At 62.0% G+C, this 20058-nt stretch carries 17 protein-coding genes; 7 read left to right on the top strand and 10 right to left on the bottom strand.

Annotated elements, in window-relative coordinates; genetic code table 11:
- The first annotated feature begins 13 nt into the window (after window positions 1-13).
- The gene (locus FHU12_RS03435; protein WP_049272132.1) at window positions 14-820 is read left to right on the top strand and encodes an ABC transporter ATP-binding protein; all 807 of its coding nucleotides are present in this window, start codon (window positions 14-16) and stop codon (window positions 818-820) included.
- A 27-nt stretch (window positions 821-847) separates the two neighbouring features.
- On the opposite strand, the gene fes is transcribed toward FHU12_RS03435, so the two are convergent.
- A complete protein-coding gene (gene fes / locus FHU12_RS03430) occupies window positions 848-2140 on the bottom strand; it encodes an enterochelin esterase (RefSeq protein WP_060433789.1) in 1293 nt (430 codons plus the stop codon).
- 275 nt (window positions 2141-2415) lie between these two features.
- On the opposite strand from fes, the gene FHU12_RS03425 reads away from it, so the two are divergent.
- The gene (locus FHU12_RS03425) at window positions 2416-4590 is read left to right on the top strand and encodes a TonB-dependent siderophore receptor (RefSeq protein WP_141967428.1); all 2175 of its coding nucleotides are present in this window, start codon (window positions 2416-2418) and stop codon (window positions 4588-4590) included.
- A 34-nt stretch (window positions 4591-4624) separates the two neighbouring features.
- Here the strand turns inward: FHU12_RS03425 and FHU12_RS03420 are convergent, their stop codons facing one another.
- From FHU12_RS03420 to budA, 3 genes are all read right to left on the bottom strand, one after another.
- Window positions 4625-6211, bottom strand: a complete 1587-nt coding sequence (locus tag FHU12_RS03420; protein WP_141967426.1) for an ABC transporter substrate-binding protein — start codon at window positions 6209-6211, stop codon at window positions 4625-4627.
- 143 nt (window positions 6212-6354) lie between these two features.
- Entirely contained in the window at window positions 6355-8040 is a 1686-nt protein-coding gene (alsS, locus tag FHU12_RS03415) for an acetolactate synthase AlsS (RefSeq protein ID WP_049299534.1), read from the bottom strand.
- 32 nt (window positions 8041-8072) lie between these two features.
- The gene (gene budA, locus FHU12_RS03410) at window positions 8073-8852 is read right to left on the bottom strand and encodes an acetolactate decarboxylase (protein WP_049205414.1); all 780 of its coding nucleotides are present in this window, start codon (window positions 8850-8852) and stop codon (window positions 8073-8075) included.
- A gap of 451 nt (window positions 8853-9303) precedes the next feature.
- Here budA and FHU12_RS03405 point away from each other — a divergent pair, with 451 nt between their 5' ends.
- Window positions 9304-10206, top strand: coding sequence for a LysR family transcriptional regulator (locus FHU12_RS03405; RefSeq protein WP_141967423.1), 903 nt, complete (start codon window positions 9304-9306; stop codon window positions 10204-10206).
- Here FHU12_RS03405 and eutC read toward each other — a convergent pair.
- Window positions 10185-10976: an ethanolamine ammonia-lyase subunit EutC gene (gene eutC / locus FHU12_RS03400; protein ID WP_099816962.1), complete on the bottom strand. Its 792-nt coding sequence runs from the start codon at window positions 10974-10976 to the stop codon at window positions 10185-10187. The two genes, FHU12_RS03405 and eutC, sit on opposite strands and share 22 nt — an antisense overlap.
- Window positions 10973-12358: an ethanolamine ammonia-lyase subunit EutB gene (locus FHU12_RS03395; RefSeq protein ID WP_141967421.1), complete on the bottom strand. Its 1386-nt coding sequence runs from the start codon at window positions 12356-12358 to the stop codon at window positions 10973-10975. The genes eutC and FHU12_RS03395 overlap by 4 nt, the downstream gene beginning before the upstream one ends.
- A gap of 159 nt (window positions 12359-12517) precedes the next feature.
- On the opposite strand from FHU12_RS03395, the gene FHU12_RS03390 reads away from it, so the two are divergent.
- The gene (locus FHU12_RS03390; RefSeq protein ID WP_127146826.1) at window positions 12518-13066 is read left to right on the top strand and encodes a nucleotidyltransferase family protein; all 549 of its coding nucleotides are present in this window, start codon (window positions 12518-12520) and stop codon (window positions 13064-13066) included.
- Window positions 13067-13118: 52 nt separating this feature from the next.
- Complete coding sequence (locus FHU12_RS03385) at window positions 13119-13586, top strand: FlxA-like family protein (RefSeq protein ID WP_025303776.1); 468 nt, start codon at window positions 13119-13121, stop codon at window positions 13584-13586.
- Between the two features lies 1 nt (window position 13587).
- Here the strand turns inward: FHU12_RS03385 and FHU12_RS03380 are convergent, their stop codons facing one another.
- On the bottom strand, window positions 13588-14508 hold the full coding sequence (locus tag FHU12_RS03380) for a LysR family transcriptional regulator (RefSeq protein ID WP_141967420.1): 921 nt from the start codon (window positions 14506-14508) through the stop codon (window positions 13588-13590).
- 96 nt (window positions 14509-14604) lie between these two features.
- Between FHU12_RS03380 and FHU12_RS03375 the strand changes: the two genes are divergently transcribed.
- Window positions 14605-15603 carry a bile acid:sodium symporter family protein gene (locus FHU12_RS03375; protein ID WP_049198403.1) on the top strand — a complete coding sequence of 333 codons (999 nt, stop codon included), beginning with the start codon at window positions 14605-14607 and terminating at the stop codon, window positions 15601-15603.
- A gap of 27 nt (window positions 15604-15630) precedes the next feature.
- Here FHU12_RS03375 and FHU12_RS03370 read toward each other — a convergent pair whose 3' ends face one another.
- From FHU12_RS03370 to zipA, 3 genes are all read right to left on the bottom strand, one after another.
- Window positions 15631-15846, bottom strand: a complete 216-nt coding sequence (locus FHU12_RS03370; protein ID WP_004936441.1) for a DUF3820 family protein — start codon at window positions 15844-15846, stop codon at window positions 15631-15633.
- Window positions 15846-17867, bottom strand: coding sequence for an NAD-dependent DNA ligase LigA (ligA, locus tag FHU12_RS03365; RefSeq protein WP_141967418.1), 2022 nt, complete (start codon window positions 17865-17867; stop codon window positions 15846-15848). The genes FHU12_RS03370 and ligA overlap by 1 nt, the downstream gene beginning before the upstream one ends.
- Window positions 17868-17946: 79 nt before the next feature.
- Window positions 17947-18963, bottom strand: a complete 1017-nt coding sequence (zipA, locus tag FHU12_RS03360) for a cell division protein ZipA (protein ID WP_141967416.1) — start codon at window positions 18961-18963, stop codon at window positions 17947-17949.
- A 221-nt stretch (window positions 18964-19184) separates the two neighbouring features.
- On the opposite strand from zipA, the gene cysZ reads away from it, so the two are divergent.
- On the top strand, window positions 19185-19943 hold the full coding sequence (gene cysZ / locus FHU12_RS03355; protein WP_038881306.1) for a sulfate transporter CysZ: 759 nt from the start codon (window positions 19185-19187) through the stop codon (window positions 19941-19943).
- The last annotated feature ends 115 nt before the right edge of the window (window positions 19944-20058 follow it).

The raw sequence follows: 20058 nt of genomic DNA, 5'->3' as shown, positions 1-20058 counted from the left end.
AAGTGATAACACCATGAGCCACCGCCTGCACGCCTCGCACCTGAAGCTGGGCTACGACAATAAAATCATCGCTGACGATCTGAGCGTGGCGATCCCCGACGGCGCCTTCACGGTGATCGTCGGGCCGAACGCCTGCGGCAAATCGACGCTGCTGCGCGCCCTGTGCCGTCTGCTGAAACCCAGTGCCGGCGAGGTGATGTTGGACGGCAAAAACATCAGCAGTTTCGCCACCAAGGCACTGGCGCGCGAACTTGGCCTGCTGCCGCAAACCTCGATCGCACCGGACAGCATTACCGTGGCGGATCTGGTGTCGCGCGGCCGCTATCCGCACCAGAGCCTGCTGAAACAGTGGACGCAGGCCGACAAGCAGGCGGTGGAAGCCGCCATGGCGGCCACCAACGTCAGCCAGTTGGCGGACCGCAGCGTCGACGAGCTGTCCGGCGGGCAGCGCCAGCGCGTCTGGGTGGCGATGGCGTTGGCGCAGCAAACGCCGCTGCTGCTGCTGGATGAACCGACCACCTATCTGGACATCGCGCACCAAATCGAGCTGCTGGATCTATTCCGTCAGCTCAACCGCGAGCACGGCCAAACCCTCATCGCGGTGCTGCACGATCTCAACCACGCCTGTCGCTATGCCGATCACATCATCGCCATGCGCGACGGCAAGATCGTGGCGGAGGGGAACCCGGCGGAAATCATCACCGCCGAGCTGGTGGAACGGGTGTTCGGCATGCCGTGCATGATCATCGACGATCCGCTGTCCCACACGCCGCTGGTGATCCCGCGCGGCCGCTACCACTGCGACGCGCCGCAGGCATGAAAAAGGCCGGGTTACCCCGGCCTTCGCTTAGCCATGACAGGGGGCCAACAGCACCCGCAGCCCATCGATCAAACCGCCGCGCCAGCAGACGGCGTCATGTCCGCCGGCGAACACGCGATAATCGACCCGATGTCCCGCCTCCACCAGCGCCCGATGCATTTGGCGATTGACCTGATGGATGTCCCTCTCCCCTTCACCAGCCTCTTGAAAGACGCGCAGCGGCGTTGCGGCGCACAAGCCCCCACGCACCTGCTCAGTCAGCCAACCGACGTCCGCGGTATATTCCTCGGCAGGGTTCATCATCGCTTCGATATGCGGCCACCAAAAAGAGCCTGACTGGGTCAATACGCAGCCGAAACGCTGCGGCCAATGCAACCCGGCATACAATGCCGCCAACCCGCCGTAACTCTGCCCCACCACCACCGTACGCTGCGGATCGTCGCTGTAAGACTCACGCGTCGCCACCTGCGGCAGCAGCTCCTCTTGCACCGCCCGCCAAAAAGCCGCATTGCAGGCCAATTCTTCCGCACGCCGCGCCATGTCTATCACGTCGATAAACAGATAAAGCGCAGGCGGCAGCCTTCCGTTGAGTGTCTCGGCGTCCAGTGCGGAAAAAATCGGTATGCCATGCAGCCAAAATTGCCCGTCCAGCAGTACGACTAACGGGCGATCTTCCCCTGCGCCGGTGGCGTACAGCCAGATGTTGCGTCGGTTAGCCAATCGTTCGCTGTGCCAAAAGAAGTGCTGCAAACGCTCAGACGCGGCGGGCAATACTTGCCCGGCGTCCAACGCCCGCCACGCTGATTGATCCGGCGCCGCCGGCAAATGTATCGCAGACAACGGGAAACCGCGGCTGCTGCAGTGCGGCGCCACTGGATTGAGCGGATCATGGCGCATCAACGGAAACAACGAACACCACCACTGACGCTGTTGCTGCCGGCGCTGAGCTGCATCGCCGGTAAAAGCGGGCGGCAGTTGCGCCGTCTCAATGGGTATAAAACTGTAACTGCCTCGCCAATCTCCGCGAATAGTGAACTGCCACCACCAAATATCGCTACCCGGCCAGCGTTCCAGACTCTGTGGCGAGGGGCTGTGATGGTCGGTCACGCAGTTGATATCGACATACACCTTTTTAATCGGCGAGCGCCGTTCATCGCCCCATGGGTCGCGCCAGAAAAAGGTAACGCGCACCTGAGCTGCAGGCAGCGGTTCAACGAGAGGTGTTCCCAACTCCGCGACCTGACGCCACCAATCTTCCCCGCCGAGATCGGGCCTTTGCAGCAGGTTGAGCACCAGGCCATCAGCATGAAGCGAATGCATTTTTCCTTTTTCCCTGTTTACCGCACCCGGCGGTTTTTGCTTTCTTGACAATGCAAATGGCATTGAGAATCATTTGTATTTTCAATAAAATGTAACCAATTATAAATCAACGCGCCTGAGGTCAACAAGGCCACTTCGAAGCGTGGCTCTGCAAAACGGTAAGCCATTCGCCCACCGTTCATTATGGCAAGGAACTGCGCAGCCCTTCTCGGCGGCGCCAAATGAGAAAAAGACAGCAATAGCTTGATATAAAATTGTTTTTTAAGGGATGAAAAATGTCAGAACAACCCAAAAATACCGCTAATCAACCTCTGCGTCACCCAGCCAAGGCACATGCATCCACACTCTTGCTGACCTCAGCCATGCTGTTGGTGCCGGGCGCACAGGCCGAAACCGACAACGTTGAGCGTGATATCACCGTCGTCGCCGGCGTACAGGAAAGCGTCACCGCGCCGCTGCAGGGCATCGTCGCCAAAGAAAGCGCGGCGGGAACCAAAAGCGCCGCGCCGTTGGTAAAAACGCCGCAGGCCATCACCGTCGTCACGCGCGATCAAATGGATCAACAGGATGCGGCTTCCGTTGCTCAGGCGCTGCGATACTCCAGCGGCGTCGTGGCGGAATACCGCGGCACCTCTAACCGCAGCGACGAAGTGATCGTACGCGGCTTTCGTTACGCCCCAAAATATCTGGACGGCCTGAGCTATCAAAGCGGCCAGATCGATCCCTGGTTGCTTGAACGCGTTGAGGTGGTGCGCGGCCCGGCTTCTGTGCTGTACGGCCAGGCTAACCCGGGTGGGCTGGTGGCGATGACCAGCAAGCGCCCCGTCGTCCAGGCTATTCGCAAACTTCAATTGAGCGCGGGCAATCTGCATCAAGGAGAGGCCGCTTTCGACTTCGGCGGCGCATTGGACGAGGACGCCAAACTGCTGTACCGCCTTAACGGCATCGCCGGCACCAAAGAGACCGGTATCAAAGATCACAAGGAAAAACGCTTCGCCATCGCACCGGCGCTGACCTATATCGCCAATGAAGACACGACGTTCACCCTGTTGACCAGCTACCAGAAAGAACCGGAGAACGGCTACCGCAACTTCCTGCCGACCTCCGGCGTGGCGATCAAAAGCAGCGCCGGCTATCTGCCGTATGATTTCAACGTCAGCGATCCCGGTTTCAATCAGGCTCGCCGCGAACAAACCTCGTTCGGCTATATCTTCGAGCACTATATCAACGACGTTTTCTCTTTCCAGCAGAACATGCGTTACACCACGGTGGATGAACGTTACAAATATCTGGTGTTCATGTCGCAAGCCAAAAACAGCACGCTGCTGCAGCGCCGTCCGCAAAAAGATATCGTCAAATCCCATGAGCTGGGGTTGGATAACCAACTGAAAGCGCAATTCAGCACCGGCGACGTCGAGCACAGCGTGTTGACCGGCCTTGACTACAAGTGGAGCAAGGTCAATACCCAAAACTGGCGCGGCGACAGCGCTGGCTATTTCCTCGACTGGACTCGGCCGGTTTACGGCATGCCGGTCAACGAAAGCGCATTGCCGAAGGTCACCGATAACCGCAAGGTGCTGGATCAACTCGGCGTTTATCTGCAGGATCAGATGAGCTACGGCGGTTGGAATTTATTGTTGTCGCTGCGCAATGATTGGACCGAGCTACGCACTCAGGACATGTTGAGATCCAGCGACAGTCAGCAAAACGACACCAAGCTGACTGGCCGCAGCGGCCTGCTGTACGCCTTTGACAACGGCATTGCCCCGTACATCAGCTACAGCACATCGTTTGAACCCAACCTCGATACCGGCGCGCCGGGCACCGATCCGTTCAAGCCCACCACCGGTGAACAAACCGAAATCGGCGTGAAATTCCAGCCGAAAAACGGCAACACGCTGGTGACACTGGCGCTGTTCGATCTGACGCAGAAAAACGTCAGCTCCACCAACCCGGTCACCAAGTATAAGGAGCAGATCGGCAAGGTGCGCTCCAAAGGACTGGAAGCCGAAGTACATTCACAGCTCACCCCGGCCATTGAGCTCATGGCGGCCTATACCTATACCGACATCGTTACCAAAGAAACCTATGTCGACGATCAGCGCGGCAAGACGCTGGTGATGGTGCCGACGCACGCCGCCTCCGCCTGGGGAACCTACAGCTTCCTGCAAGGGCCGCTGAAAGGCCTCTCCACCGGCGCTGGGGTACGCTACAGCGGCGCCAGCCAAGGCGATGCGACCAACACCTACAAAGTGCCGGCCTTTACGCTGTATGACTGGATGGCGCGATACGAATTGGGAGAAGTGGCTCCGAGCCTGGCAGGCGCCGCGCTGCAGGTTAACGTCAACAACCTGACCGACAAGCATTACGTTTCGTCCTGTGGCGGCGTGGACGCTTGTTTCTACGGCAGTGGCCGTACCGTCACCGCGACGGTCAGCTACAGCTGGTAACGTTTTGGGCGCCGCGGCAATGCGGCGCCCCGCTTTATTTCTCCAGCGACACCTGCTTGAAGATGTGTTTGCCGAACGGGTCTATTTCGTAGCCTTTCACTTCCTTGCGCACCGGTTCGAAGATGGTCGAGTGCGCGATCATCAGCGCCGGCATCTGATCGTGCATCATCACCTGCGCCTGTTGGTACATCGCCACCCGCTTGGCATGATCGTTCTCTTCGCGCGCCTGCAGGATCAGCTGGTCGAACGGTTTGTAGCACCATTTCGCCGAGTTGGAGCCGCCGAGCGACGCGCAGGTGAACAGCGGGCCGAAGAAGTTGTCCGGATCGCCGTTGGCGGTGGTCCAGCCCATCAGCGCGGCCTGGTGCTCGCCGTTTTTAATCCGCAGCAAATATTCGCCCCACTCGAAGGTGACGATTTTGGCGCGCACACCGATTTTAGCCCAGTCGGCCTGGATCATCTCCGCCATGCGCTTGGCGTTGGGGTTGTAGGGCCGCTGCACCGGCATCGCCCACAGATCGATGTCAAACCCCTGCCCCAGCCCGGCCTCCTGCAACAGCTGCTTCGCCCGCTCCGGCGAATACGGGTAGTCTTCAAGCTGCGCGTTGCTGCCCCATTGGGCCGGCGGCAGCAGGTTCTTGGCCGGTTGGCCGGCGCCGTGGAACACCGCCTCGATGATCGCCGGCTTGTTGACCGCCAGCGCCAATGCCTGGCGTACCTTGACGTTATCCAACGGTTTCTTCTGGGTGTTGAACGCCAGGAAGCCGATATTTAGGCCGGATTTTTCCATCACCTGAAGGTTGCCGTCCTGCCGCATGCGCGCCAGATCCGCCGGGTTGGGGAACGGCATCACCTGGCACTCGTTCTTTTGCAGCTTAGCGTAACGCACCGTCGCATCCGGCGTGATCGAAAACACCAGCCGGTCGATCTTCGGTTTGCCTTCCCAGTAACGATCGAACGCCTTGTAGAGGATTTTCGCGTCTTTCTGGTACTGCACCAGCTGGAACGGCCCGGTGCCGATCGGATCGTTGTCCACCCGCTGCGGCGTGCCGGCCTTCAGCATCGCGTCGGCATATTCCGCCGATAATATGGTGGCGAAGTACATGCCCAGATCGGCGACGAACGGCGCCTCGGCGCGGGAGAGTTCAAAGCGCACGGTCTGATCGTCCACCTTGACGATCCGGTCGATCAGCGTGCCGAACTCCATCGACTCGAAGTTGGTGTAGGCACCGTTGGAGACCTTGTGATACGGGTTGTCGGCGTCCTTCTGGCGCATAAACGAGAAGATGACGTCATCGGCGTTGAAATCGCGGGTGGGCGTGAAATATTTATTGCTCTGGAATGCCACGCCCTTGCGCAGGTGGAAGGTATAGCGCTTGCCGTCTTCGCTCACTTCCCAGCTCTCCGCTAGGCTGGGTTGCAGCTCGACGGTGCCGGGTTTGAAATCCACCAGCCGGTTGTAGATCGCCGCCGAACTGGCGTCTACCGTGGTGCCGGAGGTGAACAGCTGCGGGTTGAAGCCTTCCGGCGATCCTTCGGAACAGTAGACCAGCGTATTGGCTCGCGCGCCGCCGGCAATCGCCAACGCCAGCAGCCCGATCGTTATTGCTTTTCTTTTCATTGCGCTATCCCCAGTGGTGAAAAAACAGCCCAACGGATAGCAATAAATCATGCAGTTAGCGAAGTAAAGGACAAATTCCGCGCATAAAAACGGGCAGGCGCGCAAGCGGCCTGCCCCGGTGAAACGGCACGATGATGATGAAATTAAATCATCTGGCTGAAGTTCATCTGCGCCATCAGCTTATAGTTGTCGGCATAGTCGACCGGGATGGCCACCACTACCGGCCCCTGGATCGCCATCGCCTTGCGCAGCATCGGCCGCAGATCGTCCACCGACTGCACGGCGAAACCGACCGCGCCGCAGGATTCCGCGTAGGCCTTGAAGTCAATCGGCCCGAACTCCACGCCGGACTTGCGCTGGTATTTGTTCACTTCCTGCATTTCCACCATGTTGTAGGCGTTATCGACCCAGATGACGTGCACGATGTTGTTTTTCAGCCGCACCGCGGTCTCCAGCTCCATGCTCGACTGCATGAAGCCACCGTCACCGGAGATAGACACCACCTTGTCGCCGGGGCGCACCAGCGCCGCACCGATGGCCCACGGCAATGCCACCCCCATGGTTTGCTGGCCGTTGGAGATCAACAGCTGACGGGCACGGAAGCTGTAAAGATAGCGGGCGATCCAGATATGGAAACTGCCCATGTCCACGCACAGCGTCACGTCGTCGCTGACGATGTCCTGCAGCTCCTTGACGATGCGCAGCGGGTGGATCGGCATGCCGCCGCGGCGGGCGGCGCGCTCCGCCAGCTCAGTGCGCTGGCGGCCGAGATCGGAGAGGATCAGCTCCACCTCCGGCGGCACACAGACCGCCTCATTGAATGCTTCGGTCATCATGTTCAGCGTGGCGCTGATATTGCCCACCAGCTCGACGTCCGGCCGATAGCAGGTATCGATATCCGCCGGCAGCACGTCGATGTGCACCAACTTCAGTCGCCCGTGGCTGTTCCACATGCAGGGATCGTATTCGATCGGATCATAGCCGACGCTCACCACCAGATCGGCCTTCTGCAGCAGCTGATCGGCCGGCTGGTTGTTGAACAGGCCGACGCGGCCGGCGAAACGGGCGAAGTGGTTGACGTCGATCACCCCCGCCGCCTGATAGGTGCCGACCACCGGCATATGGGTGCGGTACAGCAGATGGCGCACCGCCTCGCTGTTCTCCGGCCGGCTGGCCTGCAGGCCGAGCAGCAAGACCGGGCATTTGGCCTGGCGGATCAGTTTCACCGCCGCCTGAATGTCGTCTGCCGCGGCGGCTCCCATGCGTGGCAAGCGGCAGCCGGCCAGCACCGGCGCGCTGACCGGTTCATTGACGATATCCATCGGCAGGCTGACGAACGACGCCCCCGGCCGGCCGAACTCGGCGCGTCGAAAGGCGTTGGCGATCACCTCGGAAATCGCCGAACCGGCATGCACTTCGGCGCAATACTTGGTCACCGGCCGGAACATGCTGACGGTATCCATGCTCTGGTGCGTCTGCTTCAGGCTGTCGGCGCGCTTCACCGCCCCGCCGAAGGCCACCACCGCGTCCCCTTCCGAGGTGGCGGTAGCCAGCCCGGTGATCAGGTTGGAGCTGCCCGGCCCGGAGGTGACCAGCGCCACCCCGGCCTTGCCGGTCAGGCGGCCGACCGCCGCCGCCATAAAGGCCGCGTTGGCCTCATGCCGCACCACCACCGTTTCGATCGATGGCGCGTCCTCCAGCGAGTCGAACACCCGGTCGATCTTGGCGCCCGGAATGCCGAAAACGTGTTTGACGCCCTGCGCTTCCAGGTTTTTCACCACCAAATCGGCGCCGCATTGCCAGTCATTGCCTGTTTTTTCCTGTGCCATGGTTCCACCTCCTAAGAAAACAATCGCCGGGGTTAGCCCTCGGCGGAACGAATCGCGCGGTCCAAATCCTCTGGGCAGAGGTTGGCGCGCAAGAAATCCGCATCATGCGGCAACTGAAGATTGAGACGCGTGATGACGCCGAACTGCAAACGGCCATGATCGAGCTGGTAGTCCAGTACGTGGCCGCCGCCGCTGCGGTCGTCAGTAACGAAGTGTTCGTGATAGCCGGCCACGCCGATGCCCTGCATGTAATCCGGCGAGCGGAAGCCGACCAGCGTGCCGCGCCGCTGGTGGAACGAGAAGGTCGGCTGCTCTTCTATCGCTTCCAGCATCGGGCGGTAGGGCCGCTCCTGGCGCGGCACGGTGCGGGTTTCCACATGGCTGAACTCGCCGTCAACCCGTACCGCGCAAAACAGGTTCGGCGAGGCGACCTGTTCGTCGATGCACTGGTGCAGCTGTGCCTTGGTGATCGGCCGGTCGAATTGCTGGCTGACGCTGGGCTGGAAAAAGGTGACGACGGCAAAGGGGGTTTTCTGTTGCAGGCCGGCCGGCCGGGCGCTGCCGTCGGCGCGCAGCTGGTGTATTTCCCGATCGAAAGCGATCAGTTCACCGTCCAGATGATTGAAGGTGCCGAGGCCGAAGTTGCCGTGTTTGAGCAACTCGGCAATGGTGGTTTCGCCCTCGTAGACCCCGTCGATGAGCGCGCTCATCAGCGAGATTTGATAGATTTCGCCCTCCCCGGCGTTGATCGACTGCCTGGCAAAACCCTGCGCCAAATGGCGCGCACAGGAACACCCGTGTTTTTCGTTCATGACTAACTCCTCCACCAGCGCGGGATCGCGGTTCCGCGCGTTCAAAAGACCCACCGACGGCGGGCCAAGATGCCCCCCAAGGCACGTTCATCAGTTGGAACGATTCAGCCTGAGGCGACAAAAAAACCGGCACGGCTGGCCGGCCGATATCCAGAGTCAACAGCATGATGAGCAAAAGTAAAGACTCACTAATCATTAATGCTGGGTCGGATATCAAATTGAACGGTTAATCTGGTGTTGGAGCGACAATCAACTCCGCAGGCGGCTCGCGCAGCCTGGGAAAAACATCTGTTATTTAGTGCTAAGCGCCGCGAGGTTTATGCGTTTTCTCTCTATACGGCCGGGATAAGGCGGCGTTGAAGCCCGTCGTCAACCCGCAGCCAGAGTAGCCGCCGCGCCGTCGGCAGAGAAGCGGGTATTCATAAGAAACGCTTTTGCATATAATGCAAAAATGAATGACGCCCGCTATGTAGAACATCTGCCAATTTTTCTCGACGTGGCCCGCCTGGGCAGCTTTTCCGCCGCCGCGCGCCGGCTGGGCATGGTGCCCTCCTCGCTGGTGCGCCACATCGACGCCTTGGAAAGCGCGCTCGGCGCCGCACTGTTCGTGCGCTCCACCCGTGGCCTGCTGCTGACCGACGCCGGCGAGCTGCTGCTGACGCGCGCCACCGCGCTGATGACGGACATTACCGGCCTTCGCGCCGAGCTGAGCGCGCTGAACGAAACGCCGCAGGGCACGCTGCGCATCAGCTGCCTGCCAACGTTCGGCAAAACCTATGTGCTGCCGCTGCTGCCGACGCTGGCAGAACGCTATCCGCAGCTGTGGGTCGACCTCGATCTGACCGAACGCCTGACCGATCCGACGCAGGAACGGCTCGACGCCGCCATCCGCATCGGCGAGCAGAAGGACAGTGCGCTGTACGCCAGCCGCATCGCCACCCAACGCTGGGTAATGTGCGCCAGCCCCGCCTACGTCGCCCGCTATGGCCTGCCGGCCGATCTGGAAGCGCTGCCACAGCATCGGCTGATCGCCCGCTACCACAAGCAGCAGCCGGCCTGCTGGGCGCAAATCCTCGACGCGGCGCTGATGAGCCGCTGCACCATGGCGCTGCGCTGCGACGACTTCACCGCGCAGCGTCAGGCCGCGCTGCTCGGGCTCGGCATCGCCTTTCTGCCCAACTGGGTAGTGGGGCCGGACGTGCAGCACGGGCAGCTAGTGCAGATGCTGGAAGATCCGCGCCATGAGCAGCAAGGCATCTATCTGCTGCGCCCGATGGCGAAGGTGTCCGCCCGGCTGGCGGCCTTCACCGCCCTGCTGCAGCAAACCATCGGTCAGCCGCCCAACTGGGGGTAAAGCGGCGTCACCCGGCCGTGCAGGGCCGGGTTGTCGCTCTCGTCCTTCAGCTCGATGCCGCTCAGCCGCCGCTGGAACGCCTGTTCCAGCAGCCAGGCCAGGCGGAACGCTGCCTGCGGGTAATCCAGCCCCTCGGGCCGCACGTTGGAAATACAGTTGCGCTCGGCGTCCGTTCTGCGCGCGTTCGGTCCCCAGGTCAAATAGACGCCCAGGCTGTCCGGCGACGACAGCCCCGGCCGTTCGCCGATCAGAACTGCCACCGCCCGAGCCTGCAGGCATTCACCGATCTCATCCCCCAGCGCCACCCGCGCCTGATGCGCCAGCACCACCGGTGCCACGGTCAGCCCCAGCGCATCGAGATAGGGCCGCAGCGCCTGCAGCAGCGGCAGCGCCTGGCGGTGCACCGCCTTGGAGGAGAGGCCGTCCGCCACCGCCAGCAGCAGATCGACGCGGCGCGGCGGTAAACCAAGCAGCAGGCTGCGGCTATCCGGCGCCAATCGCCGCCCCAAATCCGGTCGACGCAGGTAGGCGGCGCGGTCGGCGGCCTGGCTGTGTACCGCCAGCGTGGGCCAACCGGCATCGTGCAGATCCGCCGCCAGCCGCTCGCTGTCGAAAGGCTGATGCACCGCGTCGCGCGCCTGGGCGTGAGCCAGGCCGAAGCGCAGCAGCTCGTCGGTCGGCAGGCTGGCGCCGGTGCGCCCCAGCGCGATGCGCGCATCGGTAAAGGCGCGCAGCGCGTCCCAGCTGTTGACGTGAACCGATTTGCTCATGTGCGTTCTCCCTGCAGCGCCAGCAACAGCGGATGATTGGCGGCAGCGTCGCGCAGCCGCCCGCGTTCGTCGGTAATGTTCATCGCCGCCAGCCAGGCGGCGAACTCCGGCGCATGCTTCAGCCCCAGCAGCTCGCGGATATAGAGCGCGTCATGGAACGAGGTGCTTTGGTAGTTGAGCATGATGTCGTCCGCGCCCGGCACGCCGATCAGGAACGTCAACCCGGCGGCGGCCAACAGCGTCAGCAGCGTGTCCATATCGTCCTGATCGGCTTCGGCATGGTTGGTGTAGCAGACGTCGCAACCCAGCGGCAGGCCAAGCAGCTTGCCGCAGAAGTGGTCCTCCAGCCCGGCGCGGATAATTTGTTTGCCGTCATACAGGTATTCGGGGCCGATAAACCCCACCACGGTGTTGATCAGCAGCGGTGAAAAATGGCGCGCCACCGCATAAGCGCGCGCCTCGCAGGTTTGCTGATCGACGCCGTGATGGGCGTTGGCCGACAGGCAGCTGCCCTGCCCGGTTTCGAAATACATCACGTTGTCGCCCAGCGTGCCGCGCTTGAGGCTCAGCGCCGCCTGCTGCGCCTCCGTCAGCAGCGCCAGATTAATGCCGAAACCGCGATTGGCCGCTTCAGTGCCGGCGATCGACTGAAACACCAGATCCACCGGCGCGCCGCGCTCCATCAGCCGCAGCGTGTTGGTCACGTGGGTCAGCACGCAGGATTGAGTGGGAATGGCGAAACGCTGGATCACGTCGTCCAGCATGTAGTTGAGCTTTTCCAGCAGCGGCAAGCTGTCGCTGGCCGGGTTGATGCCGACCACCGCGTCGCCGCTGCCGTACAGCAGACCGTCCAGCATGCTGGCGGCGATACCCTGCAGACTGTCGGTCGGGTGATTGGGCTGCAGCCGCACGCTGAGGTGGCCCGGCAGACCAATCGTATTACGAAAGCGCGTCACTACCCGGCACTTCTTCGCCACCAGGATCAGATCCTGATTGCGCATGATCTTGCTCACCGCCGCCGCCATCTCCGGCGTGATGCCGGCCGCCACCTGCGCCAGCATGGCGCTGTCGGCCTGCTCGCTCAGCAGCCAGTCGCGAAAATCGCCGACCGTGAGGTGCGAGATGGGCTCAAAAGCGGCGGCATCGTGGCCGTCGATAATCAGGCGCGTCACCTCGTCCTGCTCATACGGCACCAGCGCCTGCTGCAGGAACGCCTTGAGCGGCAAATCCGCCAGCGCGATGCGCGCCGCCATACGCTCTTCGGCGCTTTGCGCCGCCACCTCCGCCAGATAATCGCCGGAACGCGCAGGCGAAGCCTTCGCCATCAGCTGACGCAGATCGCCAAAGCGATAGCCGCGTTGGCCCACCGTTGCCTGATACATAGCCCCCTCCCTTGCCCCGAGTGACGAGATAACAGCCCTGCATCAAGTGTAGTCAGTGGGAAAAGAAAATTATTTTGCACGCGATCGCCGCCATCACGCCTCTCCCCATTTCACCCGCCGTCGCTTCGGGTTACAGTAGCCGCGAAAACAGGAGGGGTGATGGATCCGCAACGGCAAATTATCGACTGGCTGCAACAAGATAACGCGCGCATGGCCGCCCTGCGCACCGTGCGCCGGCTCGGCCTGAATGACTGGTGCCTCGGCGCCGGCTTCGTACGCAACCTGGTGTGGGATCGGCGCCACGGCTATAGGGAGCCCACGCCGCTCAACGATATCGACGTGATCCACTTCGATGCGCAGCGCGCGGACGCCGAACGCGATCGCATGCTGGAGGCGCGGCTGCAACAGTGGCTGCCGCAGCCGTGGTCGGTCAAGAACCAGGCGCGTATGCACCTGCGCGGCGGCCGGGCGCCCTACCGCAACAGCGAAGAGGCCATCAGCTTCTGGACCGAAGTGGAAACGGCGATCGGCGCGCGCCTGAACGCCGACGACAGCATCACCCTGGTGGCCCCCTTCGGGCTCGCGGCGCTGTTCGACGACACCATTACCTTCAACGTGAAGAACGGCGATCGCGCGGCCTATGCCCAGCGCGTGCTCGACAAAGGCTGGCTGTTGCGCTGGCCGCGTCTGCGGCAGGTAAAGATTTAGCCGCCGCTGCCGATACCCTGATCAGCGATATACCGACTCAGGGAGAGCATCCATGTCGACCACCATCACCATGATAGTACCGATCAAAAATACCGTTCCCGGCGTAAGCAACGTCTTCAGCGCGCCGGGCCATCAGGGCGAATTGCTGATGGCCAAACCGGTCAACAACCAGCCGCAAGGCGGCAAGATGGAGAAAAACGAACGCGCCAACGGCAATGAAGAACCGGCTAACCTCAACGAAAGCCGCGCCTCGGTGCGCATCAAGGCGCTGAACCGGCAGATTCAGGCGCTGCAGCAAAAGCTGGTGGAGCTGAAGGACTCCAGCGCCGACCCCAAAGAGATCGAAAAACAGAAACAGCTGATCGAAGCGCAGATCAAGATGTTGCAGGCCGAGATCGCGCGCATCCAGAAAGAAGAAATGGAAAAGCAGCAGCAGGAGCAGATGGCAAAAGCCGCAGCGCAAGCCGGCGACGGCGTAAACCGCCCAACGCCGCTCAACGCGGTGGACGTCTATATCTGACTCAATATTCCGCGTTTTCCTGCCGGCGCTGGTGCAGCAGCGCCGCCTGCTGACGCGCCACCTGCCAGATGGCCTCCGCCGCCGGCGTCAGCGAGCGATTCTTGCGCCGTACCAGCATCAGTGCGCGGTTGATCTCCGGCACCAGCCGCCGTACCCGAAGCCGCCCCCCTTCCGGCAACGGCAGCGCCAACGCCGGGAAAATGCTGATGCCGATCCCCTCCGCCACCATCGGGAACAGCGTCGCCGGATGGCCGATTTCCTGCACCACCTGCGCCTCGACGCCCTGCTGTCTCAGCGCGCTGTCGATCAGCGGCCGGCTGCCCGACGCGTAATCCTGCAACACCAGACGGCAGCCGTTTAACGCCGACCAACGCACCTCTTGCTGCGCAGCAAACGGGTGATCGTCGCGGCACAGCAGCAGGAACGGTTCATGCAGCACCGCTTCGCACTCCAGATCCACCGCCTGCACCGGATCGACCACGATGCCGAAATCCACCTCGGCGTTGCGCACGCTGTGCAACACCTGCTGCTGCGCCTGATCGCGCAGCATGATGCGGATCTCCGGGTATTCGCGTTCGCCGGCGGCGATGCACTGCGGCATCAGATGGGCGGAAATGGTCTGGCTCGTCGCCACCCGCACCGTGCCGCTGCGCTGTACGCCAAAGCTGCGCGCATCCAGCAAAGCGGCCTGCAGCTCGTCCAGCAGCCGTTCGACCCGGTTGGCCAGCCGCAGGCCGGCGTCGGTCAACACCACTTCACGCGTGGTGCGATCCAGCAGGCGCACGCCGACCTCCGCCTCCAGCTCTTTCACGCTGTGGCTGACCGCCGATTGCGTCAGGCCGATCGCCTCGCCGGCGCGGCTGAAGCTGCCGTGGCGGGCGATGGCGACGAACACCCGCAGCTGTTTGAGTGAGTAATTCATGTGTTTTATTCATAGATGAATTAAATAAATCAATTTAATTATTATATGCTCACGCGGGAGAATAGCCCCATCGATTTTCTACCCGAGCGCATCGCCATGAGATTCCTGCCCGATCGTTTTACCCTGACGCTGATCGCCACCGTGCTGCTGGCGTCGTTCCTGCCGGCTCGCGGCGAGTTCGTCGGCTGGCTCAACGCCCTGACCATCGCCGCCATCGCCCTGCTGTTTTTCATGCACGGCGCCAAGCTGTCGCGCGAGGCCATCCTGGCCGGCAGCAATAACTGGCGGCTGCATCTGTGGGTGATGTTCAGCACCTTCATCATTTTTCCGGCGCTGGGGATGCTGTTCGCCTGGTGGGCGCCGATCGACGTCAGCCCCGAGCTGTACGCCGGTTTCATCTACCTGTGCATCCTGCCCGCCACCGTGCAGTCGGCCATCGCCTTCACCTCGCTGGCGGGCGGCAACGTGGCGGCAGCGGTGTGCAGCGCGTCTGCATCCAGCCTGCTGGGGATCTTCGTGTCGCCGCTGTTGGTCGGCCTGCTGATGAACGTGCACGGCGATACCGGTAGCCTGCGGCAGGTGGGCTCGATCGTGCTGCAGCTGCTGGTGCCGTTCGTCGCCGGCCACCTGCTGCGGCCGCTGATCGGCGGCTGGATCGAGCGCCATCGCCCGCTGATCGGCAAAACCGACCAGACCTCGATTCTGCTGGTGGTGTACGCCGCCTTCAGCGAGGCGGTCACGCACGGCATCTGGCATCAGGTGGGGATCGGTTCGCTGGCGTTTATCGTCGGCGGCAGCATCGTGCTGCTGGCGATCGTGCTGGTGGTGAACACCTACATGGCGCGCTGGCTGGGGTTCAGCAAGGCGGACGAGATCACCATCGTGTTCTGCGGTTCGAAGAAAAGCCTGGCGAACGGCATTCCGATGGCCAATATCCTGTTCCCGGCGGCGACGGTAGGGATCATGGTGCTGCCGCTGATGGTGTTCCATCAGGTGCAACTGATGACCTGTGCGGTGCTGGCGAAAAGGTATCAGCGTAAGCAGCGGGCGCAACAGGCGGTGCCCAACGCCAACGCGCAGGCGTCGCGCGGGTAAAAAAAAGACGGGCCAAGGCCCGTCAGTTCAGCTTTTCTTCAGCGGCTTGACCAGGTGGTCAAGCCCTTCGATTTTAATCGCCAGCGTCATCTCCATCAGCATGCCGAGCTTGCCTTTGGGGAATTCGCCCTTGCGGGCGAACCACAGCAGGTACTCTTCGGGCAGATCGATCAGCACCCGCCCCTGGTACTTGCCGAACGGCATCACGGTATTGGCGATCTCCAGCAGGTTTTCCTTTTCCATCAGTCACCCAGCAGGCGGATCATTTCCGCTTCGTCGATCACGGCGATACCCAGCTCCTGCGCCTTCACCAGCTTGGAGCCGGCCGCTTCGCCGGCGATCACCAAATCGGTTTTCTTCGACACGCTGCCGCTGACCTTGGCGCCCAGCGCCGTCAGGCGATCTTTGGCCTCGTCGCGCGACAGCTGACTCAGCGAGCCGGTCAGTACCACGGTTTTGCCGGCGAACGGGCTGTCTATCTCTTCGGCGACCACCACCACCGGCGCCGGCCAGTGGATGCCGATCTCGGCGCCCACCAGCTCGTTGATCACCTGCTGATTGAGCGCTTCATCGAGGAAATTGCGGGTGTGTTTGGCCACCACTTCGCCGACGTCCGGCACCTCTTTCAGCGCTTCGATATCGGCGGCGAACAGCTTCTCGAGCGATCCGAAATGCGCCGCCAGGTTGGCGGCGGTCGCCTCGCCGACCTCGCGAATGCCGAGCGCATACAGGAAACGGGCAAAGGTGGTCTGCTTGGATTTCTCCAGCGCGTTGACCAGGTTCTGCGCCGATTTCGGCCCCATGCGATCCAGACCGGTCAGCATGCCGGCGGACAAGCGGAACAGATCGGCCGGATTCTTCACGTACTCTTTGTCCACCAACTGCTCGATGATCTTGTCGCCCATGCCTTCGACGTCCAGCGCGCGGCGGGAAACGAAGTGCTTCAACGCCTCTTTGCGCTGCGCGCCGCAGATAAGACCGCCGGTGCAGCGCGCTACCGCCTCGCCTTCCACGCGCTCAACGTCGGAGCCGCACACCGGGCAGTGCAGCGGGAACACCACTTCGCGCGCATCCTGTGGCCGGCGGTCTTCCAGCACCCCCACCACCTGCGGGATGACGTCGCCGGCGCGGCGCACGATCACCGTATCGCCGATGCGCAGCCCCAGACGCTCAATTTCATCGGCGTTGTGCAAGGTGGCGTTGCTGACGGTCACCCCGGCTACCAGCACCGGCTCAAGGCGCGCCACCGGGGTAATCGCGCCGGTGCGGCCAACCTGAAACTCTACTTCGCGCACCACGGTGATCTGCTCCTGCGCCGGGAATTTGAATGCCGTCGCCCAACGCGGCGCACGCGCCACAAAGCCCAGCGTTTCCTGCAGATCGATGTCGTCAATCTTGATCACCACGCCGTCGATGTCGAAGCCGAGCTGTGCCCGGTCCTGCTCGACCTGGCGATAAAACGCCAGCACTTCTTCGCTGCCGGTGCGGCGCTGGGCGCGATCGCTGACCGGCAGGCCCCAGGCCTTGAACTGCATCAGGCGCTCAAAATGGCTGCGCGGCAACTCACCGCCTTCCAGCAGGCCGACGCCGTAACAGAAGAAGGTCAGCGGGCGTTTGGCGGCAATGCGCGGATCGAGCTGGCGCAGCGAACCGGCGGCGGCGTTGCGCGGGTTGGCGAACACCTTGCCGTCTTTGCGCCTCGCCTCTTCGTTCATCTGTTCAAAACCGGCCTGCGGCATGAACACTTCACCGCGCACTTCCAGCCGGCGCGGGATGTTGTCGCCGGTCAGGCGCAGCGGGATGGCGCGAATGGTGCGCACGTTGGTGGTGATGTTCTCGCCGGTGGTACCGTCGCCGCGCGTCGCCGCGCGCACCAGCTCGCCGTCTTCGTACAGCAGGCTGACCGCCAGGCCGTCCAGCTTCAGCTCGCAGCAGAAGATCAGCGGATCGCTGCTCTTGAGCCGATCCTGCACGCGCTTGTAAAACGCCAGGAAGCTTTCTTCGTCGAACACGTTATCCAGCGACAGCATCGGCACTTCGTGACGCACCTGGTCGAACGCCGCCAGCGGCGCCGCGCCCACTCGCTGGGTCGGTGAATCGGCGGTGACCCACTCCGGATGCGCGCTCTCCAGCTCGCGCAGTTCGCGCATCAGGCGGTCATATTCCGCATCCGGCACTTCCGGCGCATCCAGCACATGATACTGGTATTCATGATGGCGCAGTGTGGCTCGTAGTTGATTGATTTGTTGGATTATCGATTCCATGGCTCACCATCAAAGATAAAAAACCCCCGGCTAGCGGGGGCTTTGTTGTTACGGATGTTCAGTGCGCGCGGCAACCCGGTCAGGCGTTGTTTTCCAACACTTCACGGATACGCGCTTTGTAGGTTTCCAGCTTCTGCGGCGTCATCATGCGGCGCTCGTCGTCCAGCACCACGCCGCCCACGTCGTCGGCGATACGCTGTGCCGACTGCAGCATCAGCTTGAAGTTCTGATTGGCGTCGCCGTAAGACGGCACCATCATGAACATCGACACGCCCGGCGTGGAGAAATCGGACATCATGTCAGGATCGAACGATCCCGGCTTGACCATGTTCGCCAGGCTGAACAGCACCGGGCCGCTGCCGGCCGGGCTGATATGACGGTGGAAGATGCCCATCTCGCCAAACTGGAAGCCGGCCTGCAACACGCTCTGCAGCAGCACTTCGCCGCCGATCACGCCGCCCTGGTGGGCCGTGACGTGCAGCACCAGCACAGTCTCTTTCAGTTTAGCCTGAATTGGCGCGGCCGCCGGCTGCGGTGCAGGTTCCGGCGCAGGCTTCACTTCCGGCGTTTGCTGCACTGGGGCTGGCTCGGCGTGGAATGCCGGTTCCGCCCCCTGCGGCGCCTCATGTTCATGCGGCAGATCGTCGACGCGCGGCTCACGGCGCACGGCCGGTTGCGGTTGCTGCGGTTCGGCCTGTTCTTCGTCCGGCGCGTAGTTGTTCAGCAGGATGTCATCATACTCCGGCCGCTGAGACAGCGGAGGCGGCGTCTGATGGGCAGCCGGCTGAACGGCGTGGGGCGCTGGCGCAGCCGCCGGAGCGGGCTTCGGCGCGGCCACGGGTTCTTCGCGTGCGGCATCGAAATGGCCGAATGACGGCTCGTCTTGCGGGTGAGCGGCGCGTACGCGCACCTCACCGACGCCTTCTTCGAGATCGTCGATCGGAGTTTGTTCACGTTCCTTTTGGGAACGTTTGGCTGGGCGATCGCGGAAGAGCGCTGACCGTTCTTTGCGACTGGTCCACAGACCGTGCAATAACAGCGCTATTATGGCGATCGCGCCAACAACGATTAATATCAGACGCAAATCCTGCATCATTGCTATCTCTGTTGTTCCAATACATTGCCACCGCGGCAAACATTCACTCTTTAACTCTATTTGCCCGCGCACACAAGTGCAAGTCCGTGCTGAACTTTATGCCAATAAAGATGATTATACTGCCTTTTTCTGCTGGTTTTTCAGCCAACCCTACCCTAGCCAGTGGAAAATCATCCCTATATGATAATGATGCCTGTTCAGACAACGAGATAACTTAAGATATGTCCTATACGCAGCCCCCTGCCCGCTCAACCAGCGGCATTCACTATTTCGCCGAAGGCTGGCGCCTGATTTCGCGCCCGGGGATTAAACGCTATGTGGTCCTGCCGTTGCTGGTCAACGTGCTGCTGATGGGTTCCGCTTTCTGGTGGCTGTTCAGCCGGCTCGGCGATTGGATCCCGGCGATGATGAGCCACGTTCCCGACTGGCTGCAATGGTTGAGCTACCTGCTGTGGCCGCTGGCGGTCATTTCGGTGCTGCTGGTGTTCAGCTATCTGTTCAGCACCCTCACCAACCTCATCGCCGCGCCGTTCTGCGGCCTGCTGGCCGAGCAGCTCGAAGGCAGCCTGACCGGCAAACCGCTGCCGGACACCGGCCTGCTCGGCATCGCCAAAGATCTGCCGCGCATCATGGCGCGCGAATGGCGCAAGCTGATGTATTACCTGCCGCGCGCGCTGCTGCTGCTGGCGCTGTACTTCGTGCCCGGCATCGGCCAAACGGTGGCGCCGGTGCTGTGGTTCCTGTTCAGCGCCTGGATGCTGGCGATCCAGTATTGCGACTACCCGTTCGACAACCACAAGGTGAGCTTTGCCGACATGCGCCGCGCCTTGCGCCAGCACAAAACCGACAACCTGCAGTTCGGCGCGCTGGTCAGCCTGTTCACCATGATCCCGATCCTCAATCTGGTGATCCTGCCGGTCGCCGTCTGCGGCGCCACCGCGATGTGGGTCGATCGCTACCGCTCGCAATTCGTCCGATAACCGCCGTTTTTTACCGCTGATAGCGCGGGAATTTTCGACAGGGCGCGCATTTCGCGCCCTTATCATTGTGCTTAAAACTTATTTCCTAATAACATATAGATATACCAATTCTTTA

The organism is Serratia marcescens (assembly GCF_006715005.1).
GTDB lineage: Bacteria > Pseudomonadota > Gammaproteobacteria > Enterobacterales > Enterobacteriaceae > Serratia > Serratia montpellierensis.
Note: the sequence above shows the minus strand (reverse complement) of the source record. Positions and strands in the feature narration are given on the sequence as shown.